Below are 25,865 nucleotides of genomic sequence, written 5' to 3' on the forward strand. Positions count from 1 at the left end.
CAGAAATTAAATGGGAAGGGAGAAGTTTTATGGGTGATAAGCAAATTCTTTCTTCTGTAAAAGACCAGGTATTGATTGAAAAGCGGCGCAAGCAAATGATCCAAGGCGCCATCACCCTCTTTAAGGAAAAGGGATTCCATCGGACAACGACACGGGAAATTGCTAAGGAGTCAGGCTTTAGCATTGGTACCTTGTACGAATATATCCGAACGAAAGAAGATATTTTATTCTTGGTTCTCGATTCGATCTATCACCAAGTAAGGATTCAGCTGGAAGCTATTATTGATTTAGCCTCCCCATCTATTGAAAATTTCATTTCAGTCATGCGGTCGTATTTCCGGGTAATGGATGATTTACAGGAGGAGGTTCTGATCCTGTACCAAGAGGTAAAATCATTGAAAAAGGAATCAAGAGATTATGTCATTCGCAAAGAACGGGATATGGTTCAAATCTTAGAGCGAGCGTTAACAACCTGCCTGCCTGATGCCATACCGAAGCAGGATGCAGAACTCCTGGCTAACAATATTTTTGTGCAAGGTCAGATGTGGGCGTTCAGAAGATGGATCCTGCAAAAGCAATTTACACTTGAAGCGTATACAGATGGGCAAATTAACTATCTGTTGAACAGTTTAAATATTGCAAGAGAAAAGCGTGAGGAAAAATCAGTAGAGGGAGGCTTATTGTATGGAGAGTCCTGAGGTGTATTATCCGAAGAATCCAGTTCGTATTGTATCAGCTTCCAGTTTGTTTGACGGACACGATGCATCGATTAATATCATGCGGCGCATTATGCAATCCAGCGGTGCAGAAGTCATTCATTTAGGGCATAACCGCTCGGTCGAAGAGGTAGTTCATGCTGCTATTCAGGAGGATGTGCAGGGGATAGCTATCTCGTCGTATCAAGGTGGACATGTGGAGTATTTTAAATACATGGTTGATTTATTGAAGGAACTTGGCGCTGATCATATCAAGGTTGTTGGCGGTGGCGGGGGAACGATTATCCCGCGGGAAATCAAGGAATTGCACGATTATGGGGTGACATGGATCTTTTCCCCGGAGGATGGCCGAAAATATGGACTGCAAGGCATGATCAACCGCATCCTGGAGCAATGTGATTTTATCCCGCCAATGAACATCAAAAAGGATCAGCAGAAATTGTTTGCTGGAGATCGCGGAGCCATCGCGAAATTTATTACCTACATGGAAAATAATGACGTGGATGATCAGGAAAAGCAGGCGGTTCTAAAGTCGATTAAGGAAAAGACGATAGAGGATACGCCAGTGCTTGGGATTACGGGAACAGGCGGTGCTGGCAAAAGTTCTTTAACCGATGAATTAATCCGTCGCTTTATTCACGAAATTCCAGATAAAAAAATAGCTATTATCTCGATTGATCCAACGAAGCGAAAAACGGGCGGGGCATTGCTTGGTGATCGGATACGCATGAACGCGATTTTTACCGATCGAGTATATATGCGATCATTGGCAACACGTGACTCCAGTACGGAATTATCCAAAGCGATTCAGGATGCGATCGAGGTTGTTAAGGCGTCTGGATACGATTTTATTATTGTGGAGACAAGTGGTATTGGGCAGGGAAACGCGGCAATTACGGATGTTACCAATTTATCTATGTATGTCATGACGGCAGAGTTCGGTGCCCCATCCCAACTAGAAAAAATTGATATGATCGATTATGCCGATTTTATCGTGATTAATAAATTTGAACAAAAAGGTTCCGAGGACGCGTTAAATCAAGTACGAAAACAGTACGAACGCAGTCATATGCTGTTCCATCAGGATCCAACTACATTTCCGGTATTTGGCACGATCGCCAGTCAGTTTAATGATGCTGGCACCAACGCATTATTTGCATCCATTGTTGACACATTAAACGAGAAATATGATTGGAATACAGAAGTTGATTTTGCACGGAATACGATTGCCGAAAAGCAGAACATGATTATCACGAACGAGCGTCGCCATTATCTGCGGGAAATTGCGACCCATGTACGTAATTATCATGCGCATGTTAAGCGGCAAAGCGAAACGGCAAGTAAGCTTTACCAGCTTGATGGGGTAAAGGAAATGCTCGATGGAGAAGATACGGTATCGGCGATTAACGAAAAGATCCTCACGCTCGAGGAAGCGCTCGATGCGCGGTCGAAAAAGCTGCTTGACAGCTGGGATGAAACGAAAGCAAATTATGGTAAAGATAAAATGACATTTGCTGTTCGTGGCAAAGAAATTGAAATGGACATCGTAACAGAATCGCTTTCCGGCTTAAAGATTCCAAAAGTTGCCTTTCCAAAGTACATCGACTGGGGTGAACGCTTAACCTGGCTGTTGAAGGAAAATGTTCCTGGAGCTTTCCCATTTACGGCAGGGGTATTCCCGTTTAAACGTAAAGGGGAAGACCCAACCCGACAATTTGCTGGTGAAGGAACGCCAGAACGAACGAATCGTCGGTTTCACTATTTATCAAAAAATGATGATGCCAAGCGCCTGTCTACAGCATTTGATTCAGTAACTCTGTACGGAGAAGACCCTGCGCACAGACCGGATATTTTCGGAAAAGTCGGCGAAAGTGGCGTTAATATTTGTACGTTGGAGGATATGAAGAAGCTGTATGCCGGTTTTGATTTAATCAATCCATTAACATCGGTTTCGATGACAATTAATGGTCCGGCACCAATCATTTTGGCGATGTTTTTCAACACAGCGATTGATCAACAGTTGACGAAATTTAAAGAAAAAAACGGTCGCGAACCAAACAGCCAAGAATACGAAAAAGTAAGAGACGATACATTGGCTGTTGTACGCGGTACCGTGCAGGCGGATATTTTAAAAGAAGACCAGGGACAAAATACGTGTATTTTTTCAACGGAATTCGCATTACGGATGATGGGGGACATCCAGCAATATTTCATTGATAAAAATGTGCGGAATTATTACTCGGTCTCGATTTCCGGCTATCATATTGCTGAAGCTGGTGCTAATCCAATCACCCAGCTAGCCTTTACACTTGCCAATGGGTTTACCTATGTCGAGTATTATTTGAGCCGGGGAATGGATGTCAACAAGTTTGCCAAAAACTTATCCTTCTTCTTTTCCAATGGGCTGGATCCAGAGTATACAGTGATTGGCCGGGTTGCCCGCCGGATCTGGGCCGTGACGATGCGGGATAAGTATGGTGCTGACGAGCGGAGTCAGAAATTAAAGTATCACGTGCAAACATCCGGCAGATCACTGCACGCACAGGAAATTCAATTTAATGATATTCGTACAACACTGCAGGCGTTATTGGCCATTCAGGATAATTGTAATTCTTTACACACCAATTCCTACGATGAAGCGATAACGACACCAACCGAAGAATCGGTACGACGCGCGATGGCTATCCAAATGATCATTAACAAGGAGTTCGGATTAGCGAAAAATGAAAATGCCATTCAAGGCTCCTTTATTGTCGAAGAGTTGACCGATCTGGTAGAGGAAGCAGTGCTTCAGGAATTTGAAAACATGAATGACCGTGGTGGTGTATTAGGTGCGATGGAACGTCAATACCAACGCGGCAAAATTCAGGAAGAATCCCTTTACTATGAAGGAAAAAAACATTCCGGAGAGTTGCCAATTGTTGGGGTCAACACGTATCTAAGCCCGAATCCGCCGTCTGATGAAGCGATTGATTCGATGGAGCTTGCCCGTGCATCCAACGAGGAGAAAGAACATCAAATCAGTGAATTACATCAGTTTCAGGATGCCCATCAAGAAAAAGTAGAAGCAGCGTTGAAACAATTGAAACAAGTCGCAGCATCCGGCGGAAATATATTTGCCGAGTTGATGGAGACAGTCAAAGTAGCAAGCCTTGGTCAAATTACCAACGCATTATATGAAGTTGGCGGACAGTATCGGAGGAATATGTAATACAGGGGTTAGATGTCGGAGAACAGAAGTCAGAGTAAGAAAACATACACGTCACAGCTACATAGGCTTTGGCGTGTATTTTTTGGAAGAAAAGAAAGCAAAAAATTAGGCTCCATTTTACTCATTACAAAATAGGCCATGTCCGGCTCCAGCGCCCAAAGACTTCACCTCCGTATGATAAGTCAACACCGGTTCAGAAGGTTGATGCACGTACAGTTCGGTTGATGTTTCGCGAAAAAAGGTTGATGCCCGCGCAGTTCGGTCGATGTTTCGCGAAAAAAGGTTGATGCCCGCGAAGTTCGGTCGATGTTTTGCGGAAGAAGGTTGATGCCCGCGCAGTTCGGTCGATGTTTCGCGGAGAAAGGTTGATGCCCGTACAGTTCGGTCGATGTTTCGCGGAGAAAGGTTGATGCCCGCGCAGTTCGGTTGATGTTTCGCGAAAAAAGGTTGATGCCCGTACAGTTCGGTCGATGTTTCGCGGAGAAAGGTTGATGCCCGCGCAGTTCGGTCGATGTTTTGCGGAAAAAGGTTGATGCCCGTATAATTAAGCCGGTGTTTCCCTAAACTAGTCGAAACCCCTGCATCAATGTTTCTTCTAACGCAGCTGGTGTAATCCGATAAAAGGTGGAGCACATAATTTTTGCGTTTTTCTCTAGCATATTCAGGCTTGATGTGTTTATAATGTATGGTATGGTTTATATGTAAATCGGTTAGAATGAAAGATTGTGAATATGTGACTTCATGAGATAACGTTTGGCTTTTTTTCCATCCGTTTGAAAGCACAACAAATACCTATAATTGCCAAAGAACACTATAGGTTGGATTAGATATGGGACTTGAAGAAAGTCTTAAAACACTAGAAAAAGGGAGTGCGTTAGCGTGAGCTTGAAGAAATACAGCCACGAACAATTGGCTGACATGTCGATGATTGACTTGGCAAATTTGATTCTGGTAGATGAAAAAAAGGCGATTGATTTTAGAGATATCTTTGCAAAAATTGCTGAAATCAAAGGGTATACTGAAAAACAAAAGGAACAGGCTATCGCCCAATTCTATACAGACTTAAACATCGATGGCCAGTTCATGACACTTGGTTCCAACATGTGGGGGTTAAAACGCTGGTACCCTGTTGAGCAAATTGATGAAGAAATTACCGCCGAACCAAAGAAAAAGAAGAAAGCGAAGAAGAAGAAAAAGGTGGAAAAAGAACCGGTTGAAGCGGATGAATTTGACATTGTTGACGAGGATATCGACGAGGTAGCCAGTGATTTTGAATCAGATGAATCTGAAGCAGACTTTGATGACTACGATGACGAAGCGTTCGATGATGACGAGCTTGGTGAAGCAGACTTGGATGAAGATGATGAAGAAGACGAGGAAGAAGTGAAGAAATAATCAACACCCCTTCTTGACTTTTTAACCCGACATAGGTATTATTTTTATTGGGCTCGTTAAATAAATGTTTCAAGCGTTCCTCCAAATTGGGGGAGCGCTTTTTGCGTTTTTACAGGGCTGTGGTTAAATGATTTGTATTGACGCACATTAATGGTAAGCATCACAACGTTAAATGGTTTACAGAATAGAAGAAAGAGGGATTGGCCGTGACAAAATACATTTTCGTGACAGGCGGTGTTGTTTCATCGCTTGGAAAAGGAATTACAGCAGCATCATTAGGAAGATTGTTGAAAAATCGAGGGCTTAAGGTAACGATTCAAAAGTTTGACCCATACATTAACGTTGACCCGGGTACCATGAGTCCATATCAGCATGGGGAAGTTTTTGTGACGGAAGATGGCGCGGAAACAGATTTAGATTTAGGTCATTATGAACGATTTACCGACATTAACTTAAATAAATATAGTAATATTACGACTGGTAAAGTGTATTCCAGTGTCATTCGCAAGGAGCGCCGGGGGGATTATTTAGGTGGTACGGTTCAAGTGATCCCGCATATTACCAATGAAATCAAAGAACAGGTTTTTCGTGCGGGACAAGCAACGAAGGCAGATGTGGTGATTACGGAAATTGGCGGTACGGTAGGTGATATTGAATCATTGCCTTTCTTGGAAGCGATCCGTCAGATTAAAAGCGATATTGGCCGGGACCATGTGATGTATCTGCACTGCACCCTTGTCCCATACATTAAAGCAGCTGGAGAAATGAAGACAAAACCAACGCAGCATAGTGTGAAGGAATTACGTTCACTGGGGATTCAGCCAGATGTCATTATTTTACGTACCGAGCATGCAATTAGTCAGGATATGAAAGATAAGATCGCCTTGTTCTGTGATATTAATAAACAAGCGGTCATTGAAATGCGCGATGCCGATACCCTTTATCAAGTGCCTATTGCCTTAAGAGAACAACACTTGGATCAAATCACCTGTGACCACTTTGGACTGGATTGTCAAGAGGCTGACATGGAAGAATGGATACAATTGGTTGATAAAGTGCGGCATTTATCGAAGACGGTCACCATTGGCCTGGTTGGAAAATATGTGGAATTGCCTGATGCCTATATCTCCGTTGTGGAATCATTGAAACATGCCGGTTTTCTCTATGATACCGATATCGATATTCGCTGGTTGAATGCCGAACAGCTTGATCAGGATACCATGCAAGAAGAACTAAAACAGGTAGACGGCATTTTAGTTCCAGGTGGTTTTGGTGATCGAGGCATTGATGGGAAGATTGAAGCCATTCGCTATTCACGAGAAAATAACATCCCGTTTTTCGGCATTTGTCTGGGAATGCAGCTGGCAACGGTAGAATTTGCCCGTAATGTTGCTGGATTAGCAGGAGCACACTCTGCAGAAATTGACCCAGAGACACCGTATCCGATCATTGATTTACTGCCTGAGCAGAAAAATATTTCGGATTTGGGCGGTACGTTACGCCTAGGAAGCTATCCATGTAAATTGCATGATGGAACAAAAACGAAGGCTGCTTATAATGGGGAAGATTTAGTCTATGAACGCCATCGTCACCGGTATGAGTTTAACAATGAATATCGTGATGTGATGGAAGAAAACGGCTTTGTCTTTTCCGGTACAAGCCCTGATGGCCGATTAGTGGAGACCGTTGAATTAAACAATCATCCATGGTTTGTTGCGTGTCAGTTCCATCCTGAATTCAAGTCACGCCCAACCAGAGCTCAGCGCTTATTCGCAGGTTTTGTTGAAGCGGCGATGAAGCACCAGTCAAACTAATGCATAACATGACAGAATCTGTGGAAATTCGCTAAATTTAGCGAATTTCCGACTGTATTCGACACGAAAAAAGTAGAAAATACCCTCCCTAAAGAAAAATATGTTCTTTAAAAAGAAGGATATTGGTGATTTTGTGGCGAATTACCATAGTTGAGAGACATAGAATTGTACATATAAGGGATGGGTAGCGTTTATGGAAAAAGAGATATTAGTGGTTGATGATCAGCCGGGTATTCGCTTATTATTAGGAGAAGTGTTTGCCAATGAAGGCTATCATGTGGTAACAGCGGAAACAGGTAAGGAAGCGCTGGATAAACTACACCAGAAAACGTTCGATTTGATTGTACTGGATTATAAATTGCCAATAATTGATGGCGCAGAGGTGCTAAGAAGGCTTAAGCAAGATGAAATTATGACTCCGGCAATTATTATGAGCGGGCTTGCTGAAGAATTGGCCAACGTGCCACGAGACTGTCCAAATGTCAAAAAAATAGTTGCCAAGCCGTTTAATATTAATGATATATGTGCTATAACGAGAGAATTACTAAATTGTAATAATTAGGACTTATCCTATAGTAGAAATGTAGCCAGCCTGTACCAGGGTTGGTTTTTGTTAATCCATTGCATTTTTGGTTAAGCAGACCTAAAATTAATTCATGAAAATGAAGGGCCTTTAACACTTTTTTCACTCATCCATTTGTTGCGCCTTAAGTGGCTAATTGGTATTCTTATATTGTTAGTAAAATTAATGCAGAGTGAATGTTGTTTGTCTATTCAAGCATAAGGGCGCTCTGGTGGAAGTTAATGAATATATAAAATAAGGAGGATAATCGACGATGAAATTTTTTATTGATACAGCAAATATTGATGAGATTCGTGAGGCAAATGCACTTGGAATCTTAGCAGGTGTTACCACGAACCCAAGCCTTGTTGCCAAAGAGGGTGTTTCATTTCATGATCGTCTTCGTGAAATAACTGCTGAAGTCTCCGGTTCGGTAAGTGCGGAGGTGATTTCCGAAGATGCAGAAGGAATGATCAAAGAAGGAAAAGAACTGGCCGCGATTGCTCCGAATATCACGGTGAAAGTTCCAATGACGTTGGAAGGACTTAAAGCGGTAAAGGCATTCAGCGATTTAAATATCAAAACCAATGTGACGTTGATTTTCAACGCTAACCAAGCTTTATTGGCAGCAAGAGCAGGTGCTACGTATGTTTCTCCTTTTTTAGGACGTTTGGATGACATCGGACAGGAAGGTATGGACTTAGTTGCTACAATCGCAGAAATTTTTGACCGTCATGGAATCGCGACGGAAATCATTGCAGCATCTATCAGACATCCATTACATGTTACCGATGCAGCTGTTAATGGTGCGCATATTGCAACCATTCCATACAAAGTATTGGCACAACTTGTCAAACATCCCCTAACCGACCAAGGTATTCAGAAGTTTCTTGATGACTGGAAAAACGTAAAATAAATGCATGAAAATGGAAAAAATGCACAAACTACTACCAAAAGCGGAGGTGCACGGAATGTTGGCGGGCTGGCATTTCGTGCGCAAACGCTGATACGACCTGCATCCTGTGGTCTTAAACAGCATCTTCGTAATGTGTTTCGACAATAAATCAATGAAACGTGTGTGTTCAAATTTTATTTGTTTTGAACAACCTCAAAAGGCGGGTTTTCCAATTGCAAAAAATGTTAATAGAAGGCGGCCATAGGCTAAACGGAGAAGTGCGGATAAGTGGCGCGAAAAATAGCGCTGTAGCTCTTTTACCTGCTGCGATATTGGCTGACTCTGAGGTAACAATTGAAGGATTGCCGAAGATCTCAGATGTTTATACCTTGGGCGATCTGCTCAAAGAGATTGGTGGAGAAGTATCATGGGACGACAAGACGGTACATATCAAACCAGAGCATATGATATCGATGCCGTTACCCAATGGCAAAGTGAAAAAACTGCGCGCCTCGTATTATTTTATGGGGGCAATGCTAGGTAAATTTAAACAAGCTGCTATCGGACTTCCTGGAGGCTGTCATTTAGGACCAAGACCGATTGATCAGCATATTAAAGGATTTGAAGCTTTAGGTGCAAAAGTAACCAATGAACAAGGTGCCATTTATTTGCGAGCTGAGGAACTGACTGGTGCCAGAATTTATTTGGATGTTGTTAGTGTTGGCGCAACGATTAATATTATGCTTGCCGCCGTGAAGGCGAAGGGTAAGACCATTATTGAAAATGCCGCAAAAGAACCGGAAATTATTGACGTTGCAACACTTTTAACCAACATGGGAGCAAAGATTAAAGGTGTAGGAACGGACGTCATCCGTATTGAAGGTGTACCATCACTGCATGGTTGCCGGCACACAATTATCCCTGACCGCATTGAGGCGGGCACATATGCAATTGCAGCTGCTGCGGCTGGTGAGGAAGTTATTATTGATAATGTCATTTCACAGCATTTGGAATCCTTATTGGCTAAATTGCGTGAGATGGGTATAACGGTAGAAGAGGGAGAAGAACAACTGTTAATTGCGGCTAAGCAACCACTGAAAAGTGTCGATATCAAAACATTGGTATACCCCGGTTTTCCAACTGACCTTCAGCAACCGTTCACAACATTATTGACGAAGGCCGTTAACACTGGGGTGGTAACTGATACCATTTATTCTGCCAGATTAAAACATATTGACGAACTTAGGCGGATGAATGCTATAATAAAAGTGGAAGGTGGATCAGCAATTGTTTCTGGTCCTGTTCAGCTGGAAGGCGCGCGCGTCAAGGCAACCGATTTACGTGCCGGAGCAGCATTGATTGTTGCTGGCCTGATAGCAAATGGCGTCACGGAAATAACCGGCCTGGAACATATTGACCGAGGATATCAAAAGATAACAGAAAAACTAACCGACCTTGGTGCAAATGTTTGGCGGGAAGAAATGGATGACCAAGAAATAGAACAATTTCAAAACTCGTAACAAAAGCGAAGGCGCCCGGTTTTGCATGGAGAAATTGTTTCTGAACCAACGATAGATAAAAACGGGCAACAATGCTCGTTTCGCTTTTCGAGATCCATGGATGAGGGTATTCAAATATAAAGAGAAGAGGGAAAACCATGGAAAGAAGTTTAACAATGGAAATTGTTCGTGTAACAGAAGCAGCAGCATTAAAATCAGCGCGCTGGATGGGACGTGGCAAGAAGGAAGAAGCAGATGATGCCGCGACATCAGCAATGCGTGCTGTTTTCGATACAATTCCAATGCAAGGTACAGTTGTTATTGGAGAAGGTGAAATGGACGAGGCGCCAATGCTGTATATTGGTGAGGAATTAGGAAACGGTTCTGGACCAAGTGTTGATATCGCTGTTGACCCTTTGGAAGGAACAGATATTGTGGCACAAGGTACCTGGAATGCGCTTGCTGTCATTGCCATCGCCGATCATAAGAAACTGCTTCATGCACCAGACATGTACATGAAAAAAGTTGCAGTTGGACCGGAAGCGGTTGGCAAGGTTGATGTTAATGCAACTACTTTGGAAAACTTGCAGGCAGTTGCCAATGCAAAAGGAAAAGCTATTGAAGACATTGTTGCTGTCGTTCTGGATCGGCCTCGTCATGCTGAATTGATTGAGGAGATCCGAAACGCAGGTGCAAGGATTAAACTTATTCCTGATGGTGATGTTGCCGGGGCGATGAACACTGCATTTGATGATACGGGAGTAGATATCCTGTTAGGCATAGGCGGTGCGCCAGAGGGAGTACTCGCGGCAGTTGCATTGAAATGCCTGGGAGGAGAAATCCAAGGGAAATTGATTCCGTCTAATGATGAAGAACAGAACCGGTGTAAAGAAATGGGTATCACCGATATAGAAAAAGTATTTACAATGGATGACTTCTGCGGTGGTGACGATGCTATTTTTGCGGCAACCGGTGTAACGGATGGCGAGTTATTAAAAGGCGTTCAATTTAAAGGCCAAAAGGCTACTACACAAACGGTTGTCATGCGGGCGAAAAGCGGGACAGTCCGCTTTATTGATGGCAAACATAGCCTGCAGAAAAAACCAAACCTCGTTATCGAATCATAAAGGGAAACTTTAATCGGCAGAGGGTCTTTCTATCCCCAACCGATACGAAAAAACAATGACTAAGTTTTCCGTCGTCTGAGTTGCAACATCTTTGTGGATTGTATCCTGCATACCGAGGATACAATCGGATCGTTGACATACAGTTGGCCCCCCACTTGATTTTTCTTCACCTCAACATTCTGAAGCGGGGGATCATACTGCCTGTTAAGGCGAGATAAAGAAATTGTCATTGGCACCTTGTGAGGGCATGGATAAATATAGGCTCTATGCCCTCATAAGGTGCTAAACTATAGGTGCCTCTTGCATTACACTCTTTCTCTACTAAATAAACCGAATATATTTTTTAAAAAATAGAGTTGAATAAAAATATCGAAACAGGTATTATTGTAGATGTTTAATAATAGTTAATAATGGATATTATAATTTGTAAAACTTCTATTAGCCTGTGTTTAAAAGGTTTTGCCGTTTTGGCTGTATCTTTTGAACATCATCAATGAACACTTCCGACAATTCTTCATTTCTTCAAAGGGATATTTTCAATTCAAAGAAGTGGAAATCAAACGTGCACATGGACAAGTAAGAGAGATTCTCTTGTCTTGCATTGCAGTTTTTAATTATAGCAATTTTTCTAAAGGATAGATTAACAAATTATCCAAGGGTTCCGTTTTTAACAAATCAAGATGAAAAATGAATAGGCGTGGTGATGGAATGAGTACATTAACAATTTCAGATTTAGAAACACTTACATTAAAAGAGATTTATGCTCTAGCAAAGGAATATAAAGTATCGTATTATGCCAAACTAACCAAAAAAGAACTTATCTTTTCGATTTTAAAGGCACAGGCGGAAAAAGACGGGTATTTATTTATGGATGGCGTCTTGGAAATCATCCCATCAGAAGGGTTTGGTTTCTTGCGTCCAATTAATTACTCGCCTAGTGCAGAGGATATCTATATTTCGGCGTCACAAATTCGCCGTTTTGACTTGCGAAACGGGGATAAGGTTTCCGGTAAAGTACGCCCGCCAAAAGAGAATGAGCGATATTATGGCTTATTACATGTAGATGCTGTCAATGATGAAAATCCTGATTCATCAAAGGAACGCGTACATTTTCCGGCGCTAACTGCTTTATATCCGGATCGTTTAATGAACTTGGAAACAGATACAAAGAAAATATCAACTAGAATTATTGATTTAATGACACCGGTTGGGTTTGGCCAGCGTGGATTAATTGTGGCACCGCCAAAGGCCGGAAAGACAATGCTGTTAAAGGAAATTGCCAACAGTATTTCCAAAAATCATCCCCATGCAAAGCTGATTATTTTGTTAGTGGACGAGCGTCCGGAAGAAGTAACCGATATTGAGCGATCCGTTCACCCTGACGTTGATGTGGTTAGTTCAACGTTTGATGAAGTGCCGGAAAGTCATATTAAAGTATCCGAACTTGTTCTCGAACGAGCTATGCGGCTAGTGGAGCATAAACGTGATGTTATCGTACTGATGGATAGTATCACCAGACTTGCCAGAGCATATAATCTTGTCATTCCTCCTAGCGGCAGAACACTTTCCGGTGGTATTGACCCAGCAGCATTCCACCGTCCAAAACGTTTCTTTGGAGCTGCTAGAAATATTGAAGAAGGCGGCAGCTTCACCATACTGGCAACTGCTTTAGTTGATACTGGTTCCCGTATGGATGATGTGATTTATGAGGAATTTAAAGGGACAGGTAATATGGAATTGCACTTGGATCGTAACCTGGCTGAACGGAGAATCTTCCCGGCGATTGATATTTTACGTTCCGGAACGAGAAAAGAAGAATTGCTGGTAGACAAAGGTCACTTAGACAAAATCTGGGCAATCCGTAAAACCATGCAGGATTCAAATGATTTTCTTGACCGCTTCTTAAAACGATTGCGTGCTTCGAAAAATAATGAAGAATTCCTCCAGCAGCTTGACGAGGATATGAAACGCCGCGGAACGAAACGATAGACAAATCAGTCTCGTGCTCTTGCAATCAGCAGTGCACACTGGTATAATCTCTTTATGTGAGTTTAGATAAGGTTAATAATACCTATGACGGCTCTTACAATAACTCTGTTTCTTAAGGACTCAGGGCAAAAAGGAGTGGAAAGAACATGAAAAAGGATATCCATCCAGAGTACAGAAAAGTTGTATTTCTTGATACTAGCTCAGATTTTAAATTCTTGAGTGGTTCGACACAGAACTCGGAAGAAACAATTGAATGGGAAGATGGCAACACATACCCATTGATTCGTGTCGAAATTTCTTCAGAGTCCCATCCATTCTACACAGGCAAGCAAAAAGCAGACAAAGTCGGCGGCCGTGTAGACCGATTCAAGAAAAAATATAATATGAAATAAAAAGTGGAGTAGGCTTGCTTGAACCGCTAGCCCACGGAACCAGATTGAAATAAAAAGCTGAGGTGACCGGTTAGAAGCGGACGCATAAGCAAGAGACCGGAAAACGCCGGTCTTTGGCGTTTGGAATGTCTATTGCTTATGACGGCAGCTTCTGGGAGCCGAAGCTGGATTGAAATAAAAAGGCAGGGCGACTGGTCGACTGGTCAGAAGCTTAAAAGACTTAGCAAAGTGATGCATATCCGTTGGCAGCTAAGTCAACAGCAAGCACCACATTTTCTTAAGATCCAAAAAACAGGCAAATTGTCTAAACGTTGCCTGTTTTTTTCGTTTTAAAATGTAAAAAGTAAATGATGAATGTCCGGTATAGTGGTATAGTAACTACATACGGCTGACTGAAATTAGAAGGGAGACCCGCTCATGTATGTCATGAAACAAACTGGTTGGGTAGAGGTGATTTGCGGCAGCATGTTTTCCGGTAAGTCTGAGGAACTCATTCGACGGGTCCGCCGTGCAACATATGGGAATTTAACGGTACGGGTCTTCAAACCGGCGATTGATGATCGCTATGGGGAGAAATCAATTGTTTCTCATGATGGTTCCTCTGCCATTGCACGTCCAATCAGCAGTTCAGAAGAAATCCTGGAGAACATCGACAAAGATATAGATGTCATTGGGATTGACGAGGTACAGTTTTTTGATAGAAATATTGTTGCAGTTATTGATGAGCTTGCAAATAATGGAATCCGAGTGATTGTCGCCGGACTGGATACGAATTTCCGCGGAGAGCCATTTGGTCCAATGCCAGAGTTAATGGCCTTAAGTGAGTCGGTAACCAAACTAAACGCTATTTGTCCGATTTGTGGATCCCCCGCAAGCCGAACGCAACGGCTAATCGATGGCAAACCTGCCTCGTACGATGATCCAACCATTTTAGTCGGGGCGTCGGAGGCATATGAGCCAAGATGTCGTCACCATCATGAAGTCCCCAACAAACCAGGTAACCAAATATTGAAAGGCTTGTTTGCAAAGCAAATGAAATAAAAGAGTGCATAGGCGCTCTTTTTTTGTTACTAAATAAGTAAATACACTGAATTAAGACTAATTTTTAGTTAGAAAGTCTTAATAAATACCATCAGAATTTCGTAGGCATTTGTAATCATTTTTTTGAAAAAAGGTTTATTTCAAATTATATATAGGTATATAATCCTAGATTTGGAAAAAGTTTCGAAAATCTCAGTTGACATGGTGAAACTGGATTATTAGGATTAAATAAGGAAGCAGTTTAGTTTTCTTTTGTTTCTATTTGTTTTATGTCGTTTAATTACTTATAAGGGAGATGGAGAGTATGGCAGGACAAATTAAAATGACACCGGATGAGCTGCAGGGACAGGCGAAACGGTATGGTGAAGGTGCGGACCAGATCCAGGATGTTCTAAGCAAATTGGAAAGCTTGCAATCAGAGTTAAGTGGTCAATGGTCTGGTCGTGCTTTTGAACGTTTTGATGAGCAGTTTGCTCAGTTACGGCCTAAAGTACAAGACTTCGAACAGTTAATGCGAGATATTCAGCTGCAATTAGAGAAAACAGCTGATGCAGTGGCTCAACAGGATGAAGCTTTGGCACAAAATTTCGGTCTTCGCTAAGAAAAGACTATTTTTGTGGGGAACAAGTGAAATCTGTCCATTCGTCACTGTCCATGAGCTACACGACAATTGTTGTGTAGCTCATATTATTAAATCCTCTATTTATTTGGATTCTCCCAATCAAGGTCAAAATGTTATGAAGCTATTATTTTTTACTATCATATAGAATAAGCAGGAGTTGTATGTAAAATGAGAAAAGGATATAAAGGCTTGTTGCTGTTCCTGGTGTTAATGCTTGCACTTGCCTCGGGACTAACGTACCTATCGTTAAACCATGTTACGAAAGGTGAAGAAGAAAACGATGTCAAGACGATGGCTATAGCCCTAGTTAACGAGGATGAAGGTGCCAACTTTAACCATAATGAGTTGGATTTTGGTGATGCATTTGTTAAGAGTATGGATAAGAACAATGACCATGATTGGTATGTCGTTAGTCGCGGCGTTGCCCAGAGCGGACTGGAGCGAAATACATATGATATGATGATTGTCATTCCAAATGATTTCACGCAAAAGGCATTGTCGATCGATTCCGAATCACCAGAGCATGTTGTATTGAATTATAAGATTAATGCCTCTGAAAATGACGATGTACGGGCACAAGCGGAGGAAACTGCCAGTTCAGTGTTGAACGATTTTAACCGCAGAATTATTGATGTGTATTTTGCAAGTGTGATTGGTAACCTGCAAGATGCCCAAGACAATATAGGTGAAATTATTGATAAGGAAGCGGAACATACAAATACCTATAATACTTCCATTCAAAATCCGCTTGCAAATTACACCAACCAGTTTGGTGCGGTTAAAGATAATACCGCAATATCAAAGGATAGTTTTAGTAGTTTAGAAGACACACTGAACTCCTTTGAAGATAATTTGGCAGATGGTGTCGAGTCGGGTAATAACTATCTGTCAAATATTGAAGATACGTCCAAGTTGCATAAAGCAAATAACGTATTATCCATGGATTTTCTTGATCAGCTTAACCAGTATAACGATGGGTTGAGCAGTGGTGATGTGGAAGAACAGCTTAATCAATTAGTTGAAGCTAATAATCAGATAAATGCACAATTTCAAAAGCGTGAAGAGAACTCAGATCGTGAAATGAGAAGTATTGCTACAGATACCGCAAACTTACGGACACGTTTAGATACAGCACTTCAAACAGTTAGCCAGGCACAAGAGAATTTGGATAATTTGTTAACATCCAAGGTAATTGATGAAAATGTAGAAAAAAAGTTGTCGAATTTGATTGGTAATGCTAATAATGACAAATTAAAAGAACTATTTAAAGCTCCAGATAAGAAAAACAGGGAATATATAGAAAGTCAGATTAAAAGGTTGCCGACATTAGATCAAGAAAAGATCAACAATACTGGTCTTTCCCAAAAAACAATAAATGAAATCAATAATGTTATTACGGTAACGGAAAAGTACAATGAAGATGAAGCGTTTAACCAGGTATCTATTTCTGAAAATGAAGAGATATTAAACATTCAAGAGCTTAGGCAGCATTTGATAGATAATGGAGTTACGATGACGGATACTGTTGAATTGCCTGAGAGTAAAAAGCGATGGCGAATTCTTAAATTGCATGATATACCTGAAGCATTTTCGATACAAGATTTATCTGTTGAAACTCCTAGTGGTGATGTATTCCATTCCTATAATGCTAAGAAAGTATGGATTGATACCAAACAAGCGGGGGAATTCAAAGTACACCTTTCACTTAAGTTAGAAGATAAAGACTTTGATGTTTTTAAACCTGTTAAATGGAAGTGGAGTTTAGATCAAATAGATGCAACGAAAAAAGAAGATATTGAGGATCATAAACCAACGGCATTGATTGAATCAGTGGAAGTTCCATTAGTTGCTAGTACTACCGTAGAGGGTGAAGTGGATAGCCAACAGAAAGAGAAACCACAAGCAGAAGACGAAACAGAGAGTGGAGAGTCGGAGCAAGTTGACGAGTCCAATAATGGAGAAAATAGTGAAACTAATGATGGTCAAACGGATAAGGATAAGTCTGATGACCAAGGCGAAGGGGAAAATGCAGGTCTAGATAAAGATCAAAGCGGCGGTGAAACAAATAACGTTGAAGAAGATGACTCTGATCCAGTAGAGGGTCAAAAAGAAGAGGAGAAAAAGCCTGAAAAAGTAAAGATAAAACATAACCATGTTGTGCACGTAGTTAAGAAGCCCGTAATTGACAAAGCTACGGAAGATCTAATAAATGCAGCAAATAATACAATAGCGCCATATCAAAGATTGCTAACATTATATAGTTCATATTTTGGTCTGAATATGGAGAGTGAGGAGTTACGTGGAGACTTAAGTGGAAAGAAACTTTCGGATGTGGCAACAGAGGACTCATTGTACTATCTATTTAATAAGAAAAATGTTGGTGAGTTACTTACGGATTATGTTGTTGGTGAAATAAAACAAAAGGTTACCGATGAAATTAGTAAACCACTTAACAAACTTCAAAAGCAAATCAATGATTATCAAGCCTTTATTGAAAAAACAGATAGGAAAGCAGAACAGTTAGTTCAAAAAGTTTCTAAAACCGCGGATGCAGCGGAAGTGATGAATGGAAGTTTAAACCAAACACTAGACAACATCACGAATTGGCGTGAAAACAGTTTGAACCTGGTTGAAGGGCAAACGGAAATTCAAAAGCATAACGATGATGAGTATACAGCCGTGATGTCGCTCGGTGAAGAATTCCAGCCGCTGTTAATGCAGAGTCAGTCACTTGCTGATCAAGCATCAGGGAATTTGGGTTCTGCTGAACATGTCTATCAAACATTTGATAACATCGATGATCAGGCAAATCAGATCCAGCAAAGTGGTGTTGATCTAGTAAATCAGGCAGAAACGTTATCGGTTAATATGACCGATAAGTTACTGGATGACCAGGAATTCGCGGATAATTTTGCCGATGTGTTGGCAAATAGCCGAATTGGTGACCGGCAGAACGAGGATCTGTATGATTTTCTTTCCAATCCGGTACAAACAAAGAATAAAGGAATTATCGTGGCGGGAGATACATTTACCCCATATTTCCTAGTATTAATTTGTTTCATTGTTGCATTGTTCACGGCGTACGTTATTTCGGTAAACAATCAACGACGGTTAGCGGCAGATCAATTTGAATCTGAGCAGTCCCTGATGGGGAAAAATGGCTTGATAACTGGAATAACGGCGGCTATTGGTATTGTTGAAGGGTTACTCATTGGCTTGCTTTCTGGGTACTTCCTGGATATAACGGAAGGAAAACTCATCGTATGGACCGCGTTGCTAACCGGAATTATGCTCGCAATGTTGCTAGTATCAGCTTATCTATTGAGACAGTTGAAAATGGTTGGGATGTTTATCCTGCTTGTGATGTTGAGCATGTATTTATTCTTAACCAAAGCAATCGGATCAAGCTTTTCTGGTGTGGAACAATTACGCACGTATTCACCGTTACAATATGTGGAGTCATTACTAACGAAAGCGGCACAAGGAGCTGCGGATTATCCACTGGCTGTTTTCGTTATGATCGGGATTATCCTGCTTGGTGCACTGGCTAATTTACTTGTCTTACATCGTTCTCCAGGGAAAGAGGCGACAGATGATGAAAAGATTGCTAAAGCAAATTAGTATCCTGTCACTTTGTTTAAGCTGTTTGTTGCTGATACTGCCTTTTACGGTATCAGCAAATGACAGCCAGGAAAACAAAGGCAAACTGCAATGGAAAATCGATCGAATTGTTGAGGGAAAGAAAAAGAATACCGAAAAGACAACGGAAACAGAGCTGGAGAAAAAGTTTCCGGAACTATTCAAGGAAGAAACAAAGAAAAAGATTGACTCCGTAAAAACAGAAGACAAGGAATCAATCGAGGATCTGGAACATTCATTATTTACGATGGATCCTCAAACAGATACAACGATTAAAGATGTGAAGCAATCCCTGTTTACAGCGGAATACACGACTCCGGAAACAACTGATAACGAAGATCAGGACGAACAAGGCAATTCATGGTTCAATAATGTACTTTTGGCTGGGCTGACAGGAATCGCTTGTATCGTTTGCGGGGGAGTTTATATCATGATGCGGAAACTGACGGATTAGGAGAGTGGAAGATGTTACGTGATACACATATCAATGTGACTATTGATTTTAGTAATCGCGCGAGTGGTGGCACATATGATTTACGCATCCCTGTACAATTGCCAGTCAAACAGCTTCTGCTGAATGTAATGGAGACATTGAAGCTTGAGATGATCGATGATTCACGCTTTGCTATTAAAGTAATCACCAAGGACTTACTGTTAGCAGATGATGACATGCTGATCGATTATCCGGTAGCCAATGGGGATATTTTGACTGTTTTGTAAGCAAATGCTTGGATGCATTTGTCCCACTCTTAACGGGCAGTAAGACTCCCACTTCAATATTTTGGGATGAAATCAACAAAGGGTAAGTGGGAGTCAACTGCCCGTAAAGGTCCGATTCTGTTCAACTAACATACAGCGGGGAAAGAGCCCCACTGTATGAAGTTTCACTTTATCCGTGCTGAAGGAATCTACATCAGCACGATTACACGGTTGTGAAGGAGTCAAGGGAAATGAAGGAAAAAACGATGGAGTTTGACACGCTCACACTCCAATTTACGATCGAAGAAGATATTTGGCAGCTGCGACTGGCTAAATCACAGACACAGGCCAGGGATATTCGGCAAATGGGCTTGATAACGGAGGCGCCAGATGATGCGTTTGTACCAGTAGATGTGAAGGAAGAAGGGGATTCGTTTGCCTTTTCATTTATTGTTGATCAGGAAAAGAAGAAATGGGAAGACCTGAAAGAGCTTCCTCGAAATGAAAAATTACGACTGTTATGTAATGTGGCTCGAATCGAAAAGTATTTAGCGACCAGAATAACATTTTTCCTTCATCCAGATAACCTTGTGTTTGATGACAATTTACTGCCATCCATTATTTATCGGGGGATTCGTGATGTCGTTCCCCCGTTTATAATGACTGAACAAGGTTTTCTTAAACAATTAAAAGCCTTTAGCATCGCCCTTTTCTCCAAGAAATATACGTTTGACCAGCTATATAATGGAGCACTGGAAAATGCGAAAGAGACAGAATTTGAACGCCAGGTTGGCGAAATGACCGATCTTAGTCAGCTGATTACCCTTTTGGAGGAGAGTTATAAGCAGGAACAGAAGAAAACAGAGCGACAGATGCAAATTGTTCCAATCAAACGTTTTCGTCTATTTAAACAGTTATCTATTATTATGATCGTTGTTGCTGTCTTACTGGCCGCACCACTTGCTTACTTTGGATTTGTAACTCTTCCATATCAACATACATTGTTAGATGCCCATGATCGGTTCCTTGCATCTGACTATGGTGAAGTAATTACAACACTGGAGGGCGAAAACGCCGAAAAGCTACCGGAAGCAACCAAATATATTTTGGCCTATTCCTATATTTCCGTGGAGCATTTATCGGATCAAGACAAAGAAAACATTATGAAAAATGTTAGCCTGAAGAGTGACGAGAATTATTTACTATATTGGATTTATAATGGCCGGGGTGACTTGGATGAATCCCTTGAAAAGGCAAAATATATCGATGACCCAGTGTTGATCATGCATGGATTGATTAAACAGATGGAAGCGGCAAAGAATGATCCAAATTTAAGTGGTACCGAACGTGATGAAAAGGTGAGCGATTTACAGGATCAATTGGAAAAGTATCAAGAAGAATACAAGTTGGAACCCGATGATAACGATACAGACGAACCAGCCAATTCCGAGAGCGCAAATGGGGAGCGTACACAGGATCAAAGTACGGAACAATCAGATGAGCGGACTGCAGACGAAACGGATGAAACAAACGATAAAACAAAAGATAAAGAAGACAAAGAAAAACAAACCTCCGATGTAAAAAAGGATAAGAAGTCAAAGAAAGATTCATAACAAGGTGTTCAAAAGGTGTCAAATGTAAAAGCAACAGGAAGTGAGATTTAAGCTTTTTGGTTTGCTCACTTTTTGAACATCTTCTATACATATAAGATAGATAGGTTTAGAGAGGAAGAAACACAGATGGCACAGAAAACACTGATGGTAAGCTATGGTGATCAATTACATAAATGCCATTTACCCGATGAAACCCCTAAAGAATTAACGGTGGGCAATGAGCGGGCGGATGCGATGACCTTTTTTTCGCTTGATCGTTCTGTCAACGTATCTTGGGACGGGGATGTATGTCATATTGACGACCATCTATTACATATAAATGAACAGCTGACAGTAACTGGCGAGCTGCCGATCCATTTTTATTTAACAGATGCAACGGAAAGTCATATATATGATATAGCTGGAAAACGGAGTATCACATTTGGTACGCATGATTATGATGACGTTACGATTGCGGACGTAACCGTGGATTTTATTTTGCTTCGCGATCATGACGGTGAAAACTTTTATTTAGAAGTACATGAAGGAGATATTTACCATAATTTTTCTCGAGTGAATGGGTATATTCAGCTCACACCTGGTGATCAGCTTTTCTTTGACGGGGTGATGGTTCTGGTTCGCAGGGATGATATCCAGATTCAAACGCCGAAAAAGCAGATAGCATCCAAATTGGTTCCCCTCGTAAAAGCAGATAACTATTTTGGTGAAGAATATCCTGATTATCATCGATCACCCCGTATCATTTACCGGGAACCAGAAGATAAGCGTACGATTGCTAAACCATCAAATAAGCCATCGAAACCGAGTGAACAATTAGCTCGAACGATTGTACCGCCTTTAGTCATGATTGCGGCACTGGTGATTATTACACTGGTTCAGCCACGCGGTATTTATATTATTGTAATGCTTGCTATGACAGTAACAACGATCATTTTTTCAATTACTTCTTATATAAAAAGTGTGCGGAAATATAAAGCGGATATGAAACACCGTGATAAAACCTACCGGGAATATTTGCAGCGGAAAATGAAAGAATTATACCATGCAAGTGAGGAACAGCGTCATGCACTGGAATACCATTATCCAGATATCAAGCAAATTCGGGAAATGGTATTAGAGGTTGATGCAAGAACATATGAGAAGACGATGTTTCACCATGATTTTTTACACTTTCGCACGGGATTAGGGAAGGTGAATACCAGCTTTGAGATAGAATTTAAGGAAGAAGAGTTTACCCAAGACAAGGATGAACTGGTAGATCTAGCACGTCAATTGCTTACCCAATACAAGGGTTTAACAAACGTTCCTGTCGTGACATCAATCATGAAAGGACCTGTCGGTTATATTGGGCAAAGGGAGCTGGTGCTGGAACAATTACAACTGCTGGTGATGCAAATCGCCTTGTTTCAAAGTTATCATGATGTACAATTCATTACGATTTTCCCAGAAGAAGAGAAGGCAGACTGGGGCTGGATGCGCTGGCTTCCGCATGCTAGCTTGCAAGATTTGAATGTTCGGGGATTTGTGTATCACGAACGATCGCGTGATCAGGTCTTGCACTCCATGTATCAGGTATTAAAAGAACGCCGGCTGGTATTGGACGAAAAAAGTAATCAGAACGAAATAACTTACTTTTCACCACATTATGTTGTATTGATTACCGATGAAAAGTTAATTTTGGATCATACGATTATGGAATTTTTCAATGAAGATCCGAGTGAGTTAGGTGTGTCCCTCGTATTTGTGCAAGACGTTATGCAGTCATTGCCAGAGCATGTAAAAACCGTTATTGATATTCGTGACGCTAAAACCGGAAATATAATTTTGGAAGAAGGCGAGCTGGTGAACCGGGGATTTGTTCCGGATCACTTCCCAGCAGGTTTTAATAAGGAAGATGTATCACGGGCTTTGGCACCGCTCAATCATTTACAAAGCTTGAAAAACTCCATTCCGGAAAGTGTCACCTTTTTGGAGATGTATGGTGTCGAGAAGGTAGAGCAATTAGGGCTAGCGCAGCGTTGGGAGCAAAATGAAACATACAAAACGATGGCAGTTCCTCTGGGTTTGCGCGGCAAGGACGATATTGTGCAGCTGAATCTGCATGAAAAGGCCCATGGTCCGCACGGGTTAGTTGCCGGTACAACCGGTTCTGGTAAATCAGAAATCATTCAATCCTATATTATTTCGCTTGCGGTGAATTTCCACCCGTATGAAGTTTCCTTTTTATTGATTGACTATAAAGGTGGCGGGATGGCAAATTTATTCAGGAATATGCCGCACTTACTGGGAACAATCACCAACCTGGACCGGGCACAATCGATGCGTGCATTAGCATCGATCAAGGCTGAATTGCAAAAACGCCAGCGCTTATTCGGCGAACACGATGTCAACCATATTAACCAATATCAAAAGCTTTATAAACAAGGGGAAGCAAGTGAACCGATGCCTCATCTGTTCTTGATTTCTGATGAGTTTGCCGAATTGAAAGCAGAACAGCCGGATTTCATGAAGGAACTGGTGTCGACAGCACGAATCGGCCGTTCTTTAGGGATTCACCTGATTTTGGCAACACAGAAGCCAAGCGGGGTTGTCGATGATCAAATCTGGTCGAACTCCAAGTTCAAGCTGGCACTCAAGGTGCAAAATGCCAGTGATTCGAATGAGGTATTAAAAACGCCTGATGCAGCGGAGATCACCTTACCGGGGCGTGCGTATTTGCAGGTTGGAAATAATGAAATCTATGAATTATTCCAGAGTGCTTGGAGTGGAGCGGACTATGTACCGGATAAGGATGATCATGAATTAATCGATACAACGATCTACGCGATTAATGATTTAGGGCAATACGATATTCTAACCGAAGATTTAAGCGGATTGGAAAAGAAAGACGACATTGAAAAGGTACCAACGGAACTGGATGCCGTTATTGACTATATCCACGACTATACCGAAGCACAGCACATTGAACCGTTGCCACGGCCATGGTTACCGCCATTACCAGAACGGATCGATTCATGCGATCTTCATCCGGTTAACTATACGGAAGCATGGCAGGAACCAAAAAAAGCTCTACACGCAACGATTGGTTTATTAGATCAGCCAGAATTACAGGCGCAGAATCCATTAACAATCGATTTAACGAAGAATGGCCATATCGCCGTGTTCTCCAGTCCAGGATATGGAAAATCGACCTTCCTGCAAACACTGGTCATGGATTTGGTAAGACAGCATAATCCAGAACATCTGCATGTGTACTTACTGGATTTTGGCACGAACGGGTTATTGCCACTGAAAAACCTGCCACATGTAGCCGATACCATGTTAGTTGATGAGGTGGAAAAAATCGGTAAGTGGATTCGCCTGGTAACGAACACCATCAAAGAGCGTAAACAAAAGCTCAGCCAATATGGTGTAGCTAATATTGAAATGTATGAACAAGCAAGTGGCGAAACCGTTCCGAATCTTTTTATCGTGATTGATAACTATGACACGGTTCGAGAAGCAGATTTCAATGAAGAATTTGATCGGGTCATTACACAAATCGCCCGGGAAGGTGCTAGTATCGGTATTCATTTAGCAATCAGTGCCGGTCGCCAAAACGCCATGAAAATGCCATTAATCTCTAATATTAAATTGCAGGTTGTTCTGTACTTAATTGACCAAATGGAAGCACGCTCGATTGTCGGCAAGACCGATTTAGAAATTGAAGAAATTGCTGGACGCGGGCTGATTAAAGTAGAGGAACCTGCATTGTTCCAGACGATGCTGCCTGCAGAAGGAGCAGAGGCGTTAGCGATTATTGATGCCATTCAGGAGACGGCGAAAGAGATGGATGCATATTGGGATGGAGAGCGGCCTGAGGATATTCCGATGGTACCGGAAAGATTAGAATTCTCAGCATTAATAAAAAAACAAGATACGAAAACAATGCTTACAAATGGAAAGATACCTTTTGCGGTTGATCTTGAGGATGTAAAGCCTGTGGAATTAAATGTGATGGATGATCAAAATACATTAGTTTTAGGTGAACTGTTAGATCCAATCGAACAGACGTATTTGACGCTTATTACAAGCATCTCCATGAATGAAAAAATTGATGTTGGATTGATTGATAATACGTCATCAAGATTTGGTATTTACAAGAAAAATGTAGATATTTATGCAGATGGAGCCGTATCCATGGAAGAACTGATCGATCAATTACAAAATTTATTTGAGGCAAGAGAGGATGCATTTAAGGATATACAAAATACGACAGATGGGCGTGCAACCATCAATGACTTTCTTCAGGAAATTCGCCCGATGATTGTTTTGATAACAGATGTCTTATTTGTCATTGAAAATTCTTCAACAACGATCCAGTCAAATTTCGCAAAACTTATCGAAAATGGTCCACGAATGGGAATTCATTTTATTATCGGTGCTGTTCATAGCTCGATCAATCGATTATATGATGATCTTACCAAAGTAGTGAAAAAACAAAAAAGCGGCGTGTTAATTGGCCGTATTGCTGATCAAAATATTTTGGAAGTTGTAGGCAGAACATACCGGGAAAAAAGTTTGCTTCCATATGAAGCATATTATATACAGCATGGTAAGGCAGAAAAAATCAAAATTGCAATACCCCCTAAATAAAATATGAGAGGACGTG

18 protein-coding genes are annotated in these 25,865 nt (G+C 41.4%); 17 read left to right on the top strand and 1 reads right to left on the bottom strand.

Features of this window, described 5'->3' with window-relative positions:
* The first annotated feature begins 29 nt into the window (after positions 1-29).
* Together WMZ97_RS05915 and icmF are read left to right on the top strand one after the other, a co-directional pair.
* Positions 30-698 carry a TetR/AcrR family transcriptional regulator gene (locus WMZ97_RS05915; RefSeq protein ID WP_343271162.1) on the top strand — a complete coding sequence of 223 codons (669 nt, stop codon included), beginning with the start codon at positions 30-32 and terminating at the stop codon, positions 696-698.
* Positions 685-3,927 (top strand): fused isobutyryl-CoA mutase/GTPase IcmF, encoded by a 3,243-nt coding sequence (gene icmF / locus WMZ97_RS05920; protein WP_343271163.1) that lies wholly within the window; start codon positions 685-687, stop codon positions 3,925-3,927. Before WMZ97_RS05915 ends, icmF begins: the two co-directional genes overlap by 14 nt.
* Positions 3,928-4,044: 117 nt before the next feature.
* Here the strand turns inward: icmF and WMZ97_RS05925 are convergent, their stop codons facing one another.
* Positions 4,045-4,710 (bottom strand): hypothetical protein, encoded by a 666-nt coding sequence (locus WMZ97_RS05925; protein ID WP_343271164.1) that lies wholly within the window; start codon positions 4,708-4,710, stop codon positions 4,045-4,047.
* Between the two features lie 96 nt (positions 4,711-4,806).
* Between WMZ97_RS05925 and rpoE the strand changes: the two genes are divergently transcribed.
* The 15 genes from rpoE (at position 4,807) to essC (ending at position 25,849) form a co-directional block, all read left to right on the top strand.
* Positions 4,807-5,322: a DNA-directed RNA polymerase subunit delta gene (gene rpoE / locus WMZ97_RS05930; protein ID WP_343271165.1), complete on the top strand. Its 516-nt coding sequence runs from the start codon at positions 4,807-4,809 to the stop codon at positions 5,320-5,322.
* A 206-nt stretch (positions 5,323-5,528) separates the two neighbouring features.
* A complete protein-coding gene (locus WMZ97_RS05935; protein WP_343271166.1) occupies positions 5,529-7,136 on the top strand; it encodes a CTP synthase in 1,608 nt (535 codons plus the stop codon).
* A gap of 193 nt (positions 7,137-7,329) precedes the next feature.
* Positions 7,330-7,698 carry a response regulator gene (locus tag WMZ97_RS05940; RefSeq protein ID WP_343271167.1) on the top strand — a complete coding sequence of 123 codons (369 nt, stop codon included), beginning with the start codon at positions 7,330-7,332 and terminating at the stop codon, positions 7,696-7,698.
* Positions 7,699-7,972: 274 nt separating this feature from the next.
* Positions 7,973-8,614: a fructose-6-phosphate aldolase gene (gene fsa, locus WMZ97_RS05945; RefSeq protein WP_343271168.1), complete on the top strand. Its 642-nt coding sequence runs from the start codon at positions 7,973-7,975 to the stop codon at positions 8,612-8,614.
* A gap of 212 nt (positions 8,615-8,826) precedes the next feature.
* Entirely contained in the window at positions 8,827-10,113 is a 1,287-nt protein-coding gene (locus WMZ97_RS05950) for a UDP-N-acetylglucosamine 1-carboxyvinyltransferase (RefSeq protein WP_343271169.1), read from the top strand.
* 137 nt (positions 10,114-10,250) lie between these two features.
* Complete coding sequence (gene glpX / locus WMZ97_RS05955) at positions 10,251-11,219, top strand: class II fructose-bisphosphatase (RefSeq protein ID WP_343271170.1); 969 nt, start codon at positions 10,251-10,253, stop codon at positions 11,217-11,219.
* A 708-nt stretch (positions 11,220-11,927) separates the two neighbouring features.
* Complete coding sequence (rho, locus tag WMZ97_RS05960; protein ID WP_343271171.1) at positions 11,928-13,208, top strand: transcription termination factor Rho; 1,281 nt, start codon at positions 11,928-11,930, stop codon at positions 13,206-13,208.
* A 146-nt stretch (positions 13,209-13,354) separates the two neighbouring features.
* Positions 13,355-13,600, top strand: a complete 246-nt coding sequence (locus WMZ97_RS05965; RefSeq protein ID WP_343271172.1) for a type B 50S ribosomal protein L31 — start codon at positions 13,355-13,357, stop codon at positions 13,598-13,600.
* 417 nt (positions 13,601-14,017) lie between these two features.
* On the top strand, positions 14,018-14,641 hold the full coding sequence (locus WMZ97_RS05970) for a thymidine kinase (RefSeq protein ID WP_343271173.1): 624 nt from the start codon (positions 14,018-14,020) through the stop codon (positions 14,639-14,641).
* Positions 14,642-14,945: 304 nt separating this feature from the next.
* Complete coding sequence (locus tag WMZ97_RS05975; RefSeq protein ID WP_343271174.1) at positions 14,946-15,242, top strand: WXG100 family type VII secretion target; 297 nt, start codon at positions 14,946-14,948, stop codon at positions 15,240-15,242.
* A gap of 189 nt (positions 15,243-15,431) precedes the next feature.
* Positions 15,432-18,884 (top strand): type VII secretion protein EsaA, encoded by a 3,453-nt coding sequence (esaA, locus tag WMZ97_RS05980; RefSeq protein WP_343271175.1) that lies wholly within the window; start codon positions 15,432-15,434, stop codon positions 18,882-18,884.
* On the top strand, positions 18,856-19,356 hold the full coding sequence (essA, locus tag WMZ97_RS05985; RefSeq protein ID WP_343271176.1) for a type VII secretion protein EssA: 501 nt from the start codon (positions 18,856-18,858) through the stop codon (positions 19,354-19,356). Before esaA ends, essA begins: the two co-directional genes overlap by 29 nt.
* An 11-nt stretch (positions 19,357-19,367) precedes the next feature.
* On the top strand, positions 19,368-19,622 hold the full coding sequence (locus WMZ97_RS05990) for an EsaB/YukD family protein (RefSeq protein ID WP_343271177.1): 255 nt from the start codon (positions 19,368-19,370) through the stop codon (positions 19,620-19,622).
* Between the two features lie 230 nt (positions 19,623-19,852).
* On the top strand, positions 19,853-21,214 hold the full coding sequence (gene essB, locus WMZ97_RS05995; protein ID WP_343271178.1) for a type VII secretion protein EssB: 1,362 nt from the start codon (positions 19,853-19,855) through the stop codon (positions 21,212-21,214).
* A gap of 126 nt (positions 21,215-21,340) precedes the next feature.
* Positions 21,341-25,849 carry a type VII secretion protein EssC gene (essC, locus tag WMZ97_RS06000; protein ID WP_343271179.1) on the top strand — a complete coding sequence of 1,503 codons (4,509 nt, stop codon included), beginning with the start codon at positions 21,341-21,343 and terminating at the stop codon, positions 25,847-25,849.
* Positions 25,850-25,865: the final 16 nt, after the last annotated feature.

It is taken from the genome of Lentibacillus songyuanensis (assembly GCF_039548255.1).
GTDB classification, from domain to species: Bacteria; Bacillota; Bacilli; order Bacillales; family Amphibacillaceae; genus Lentibacillus_C; species Lentibacillus_C songyuanensis.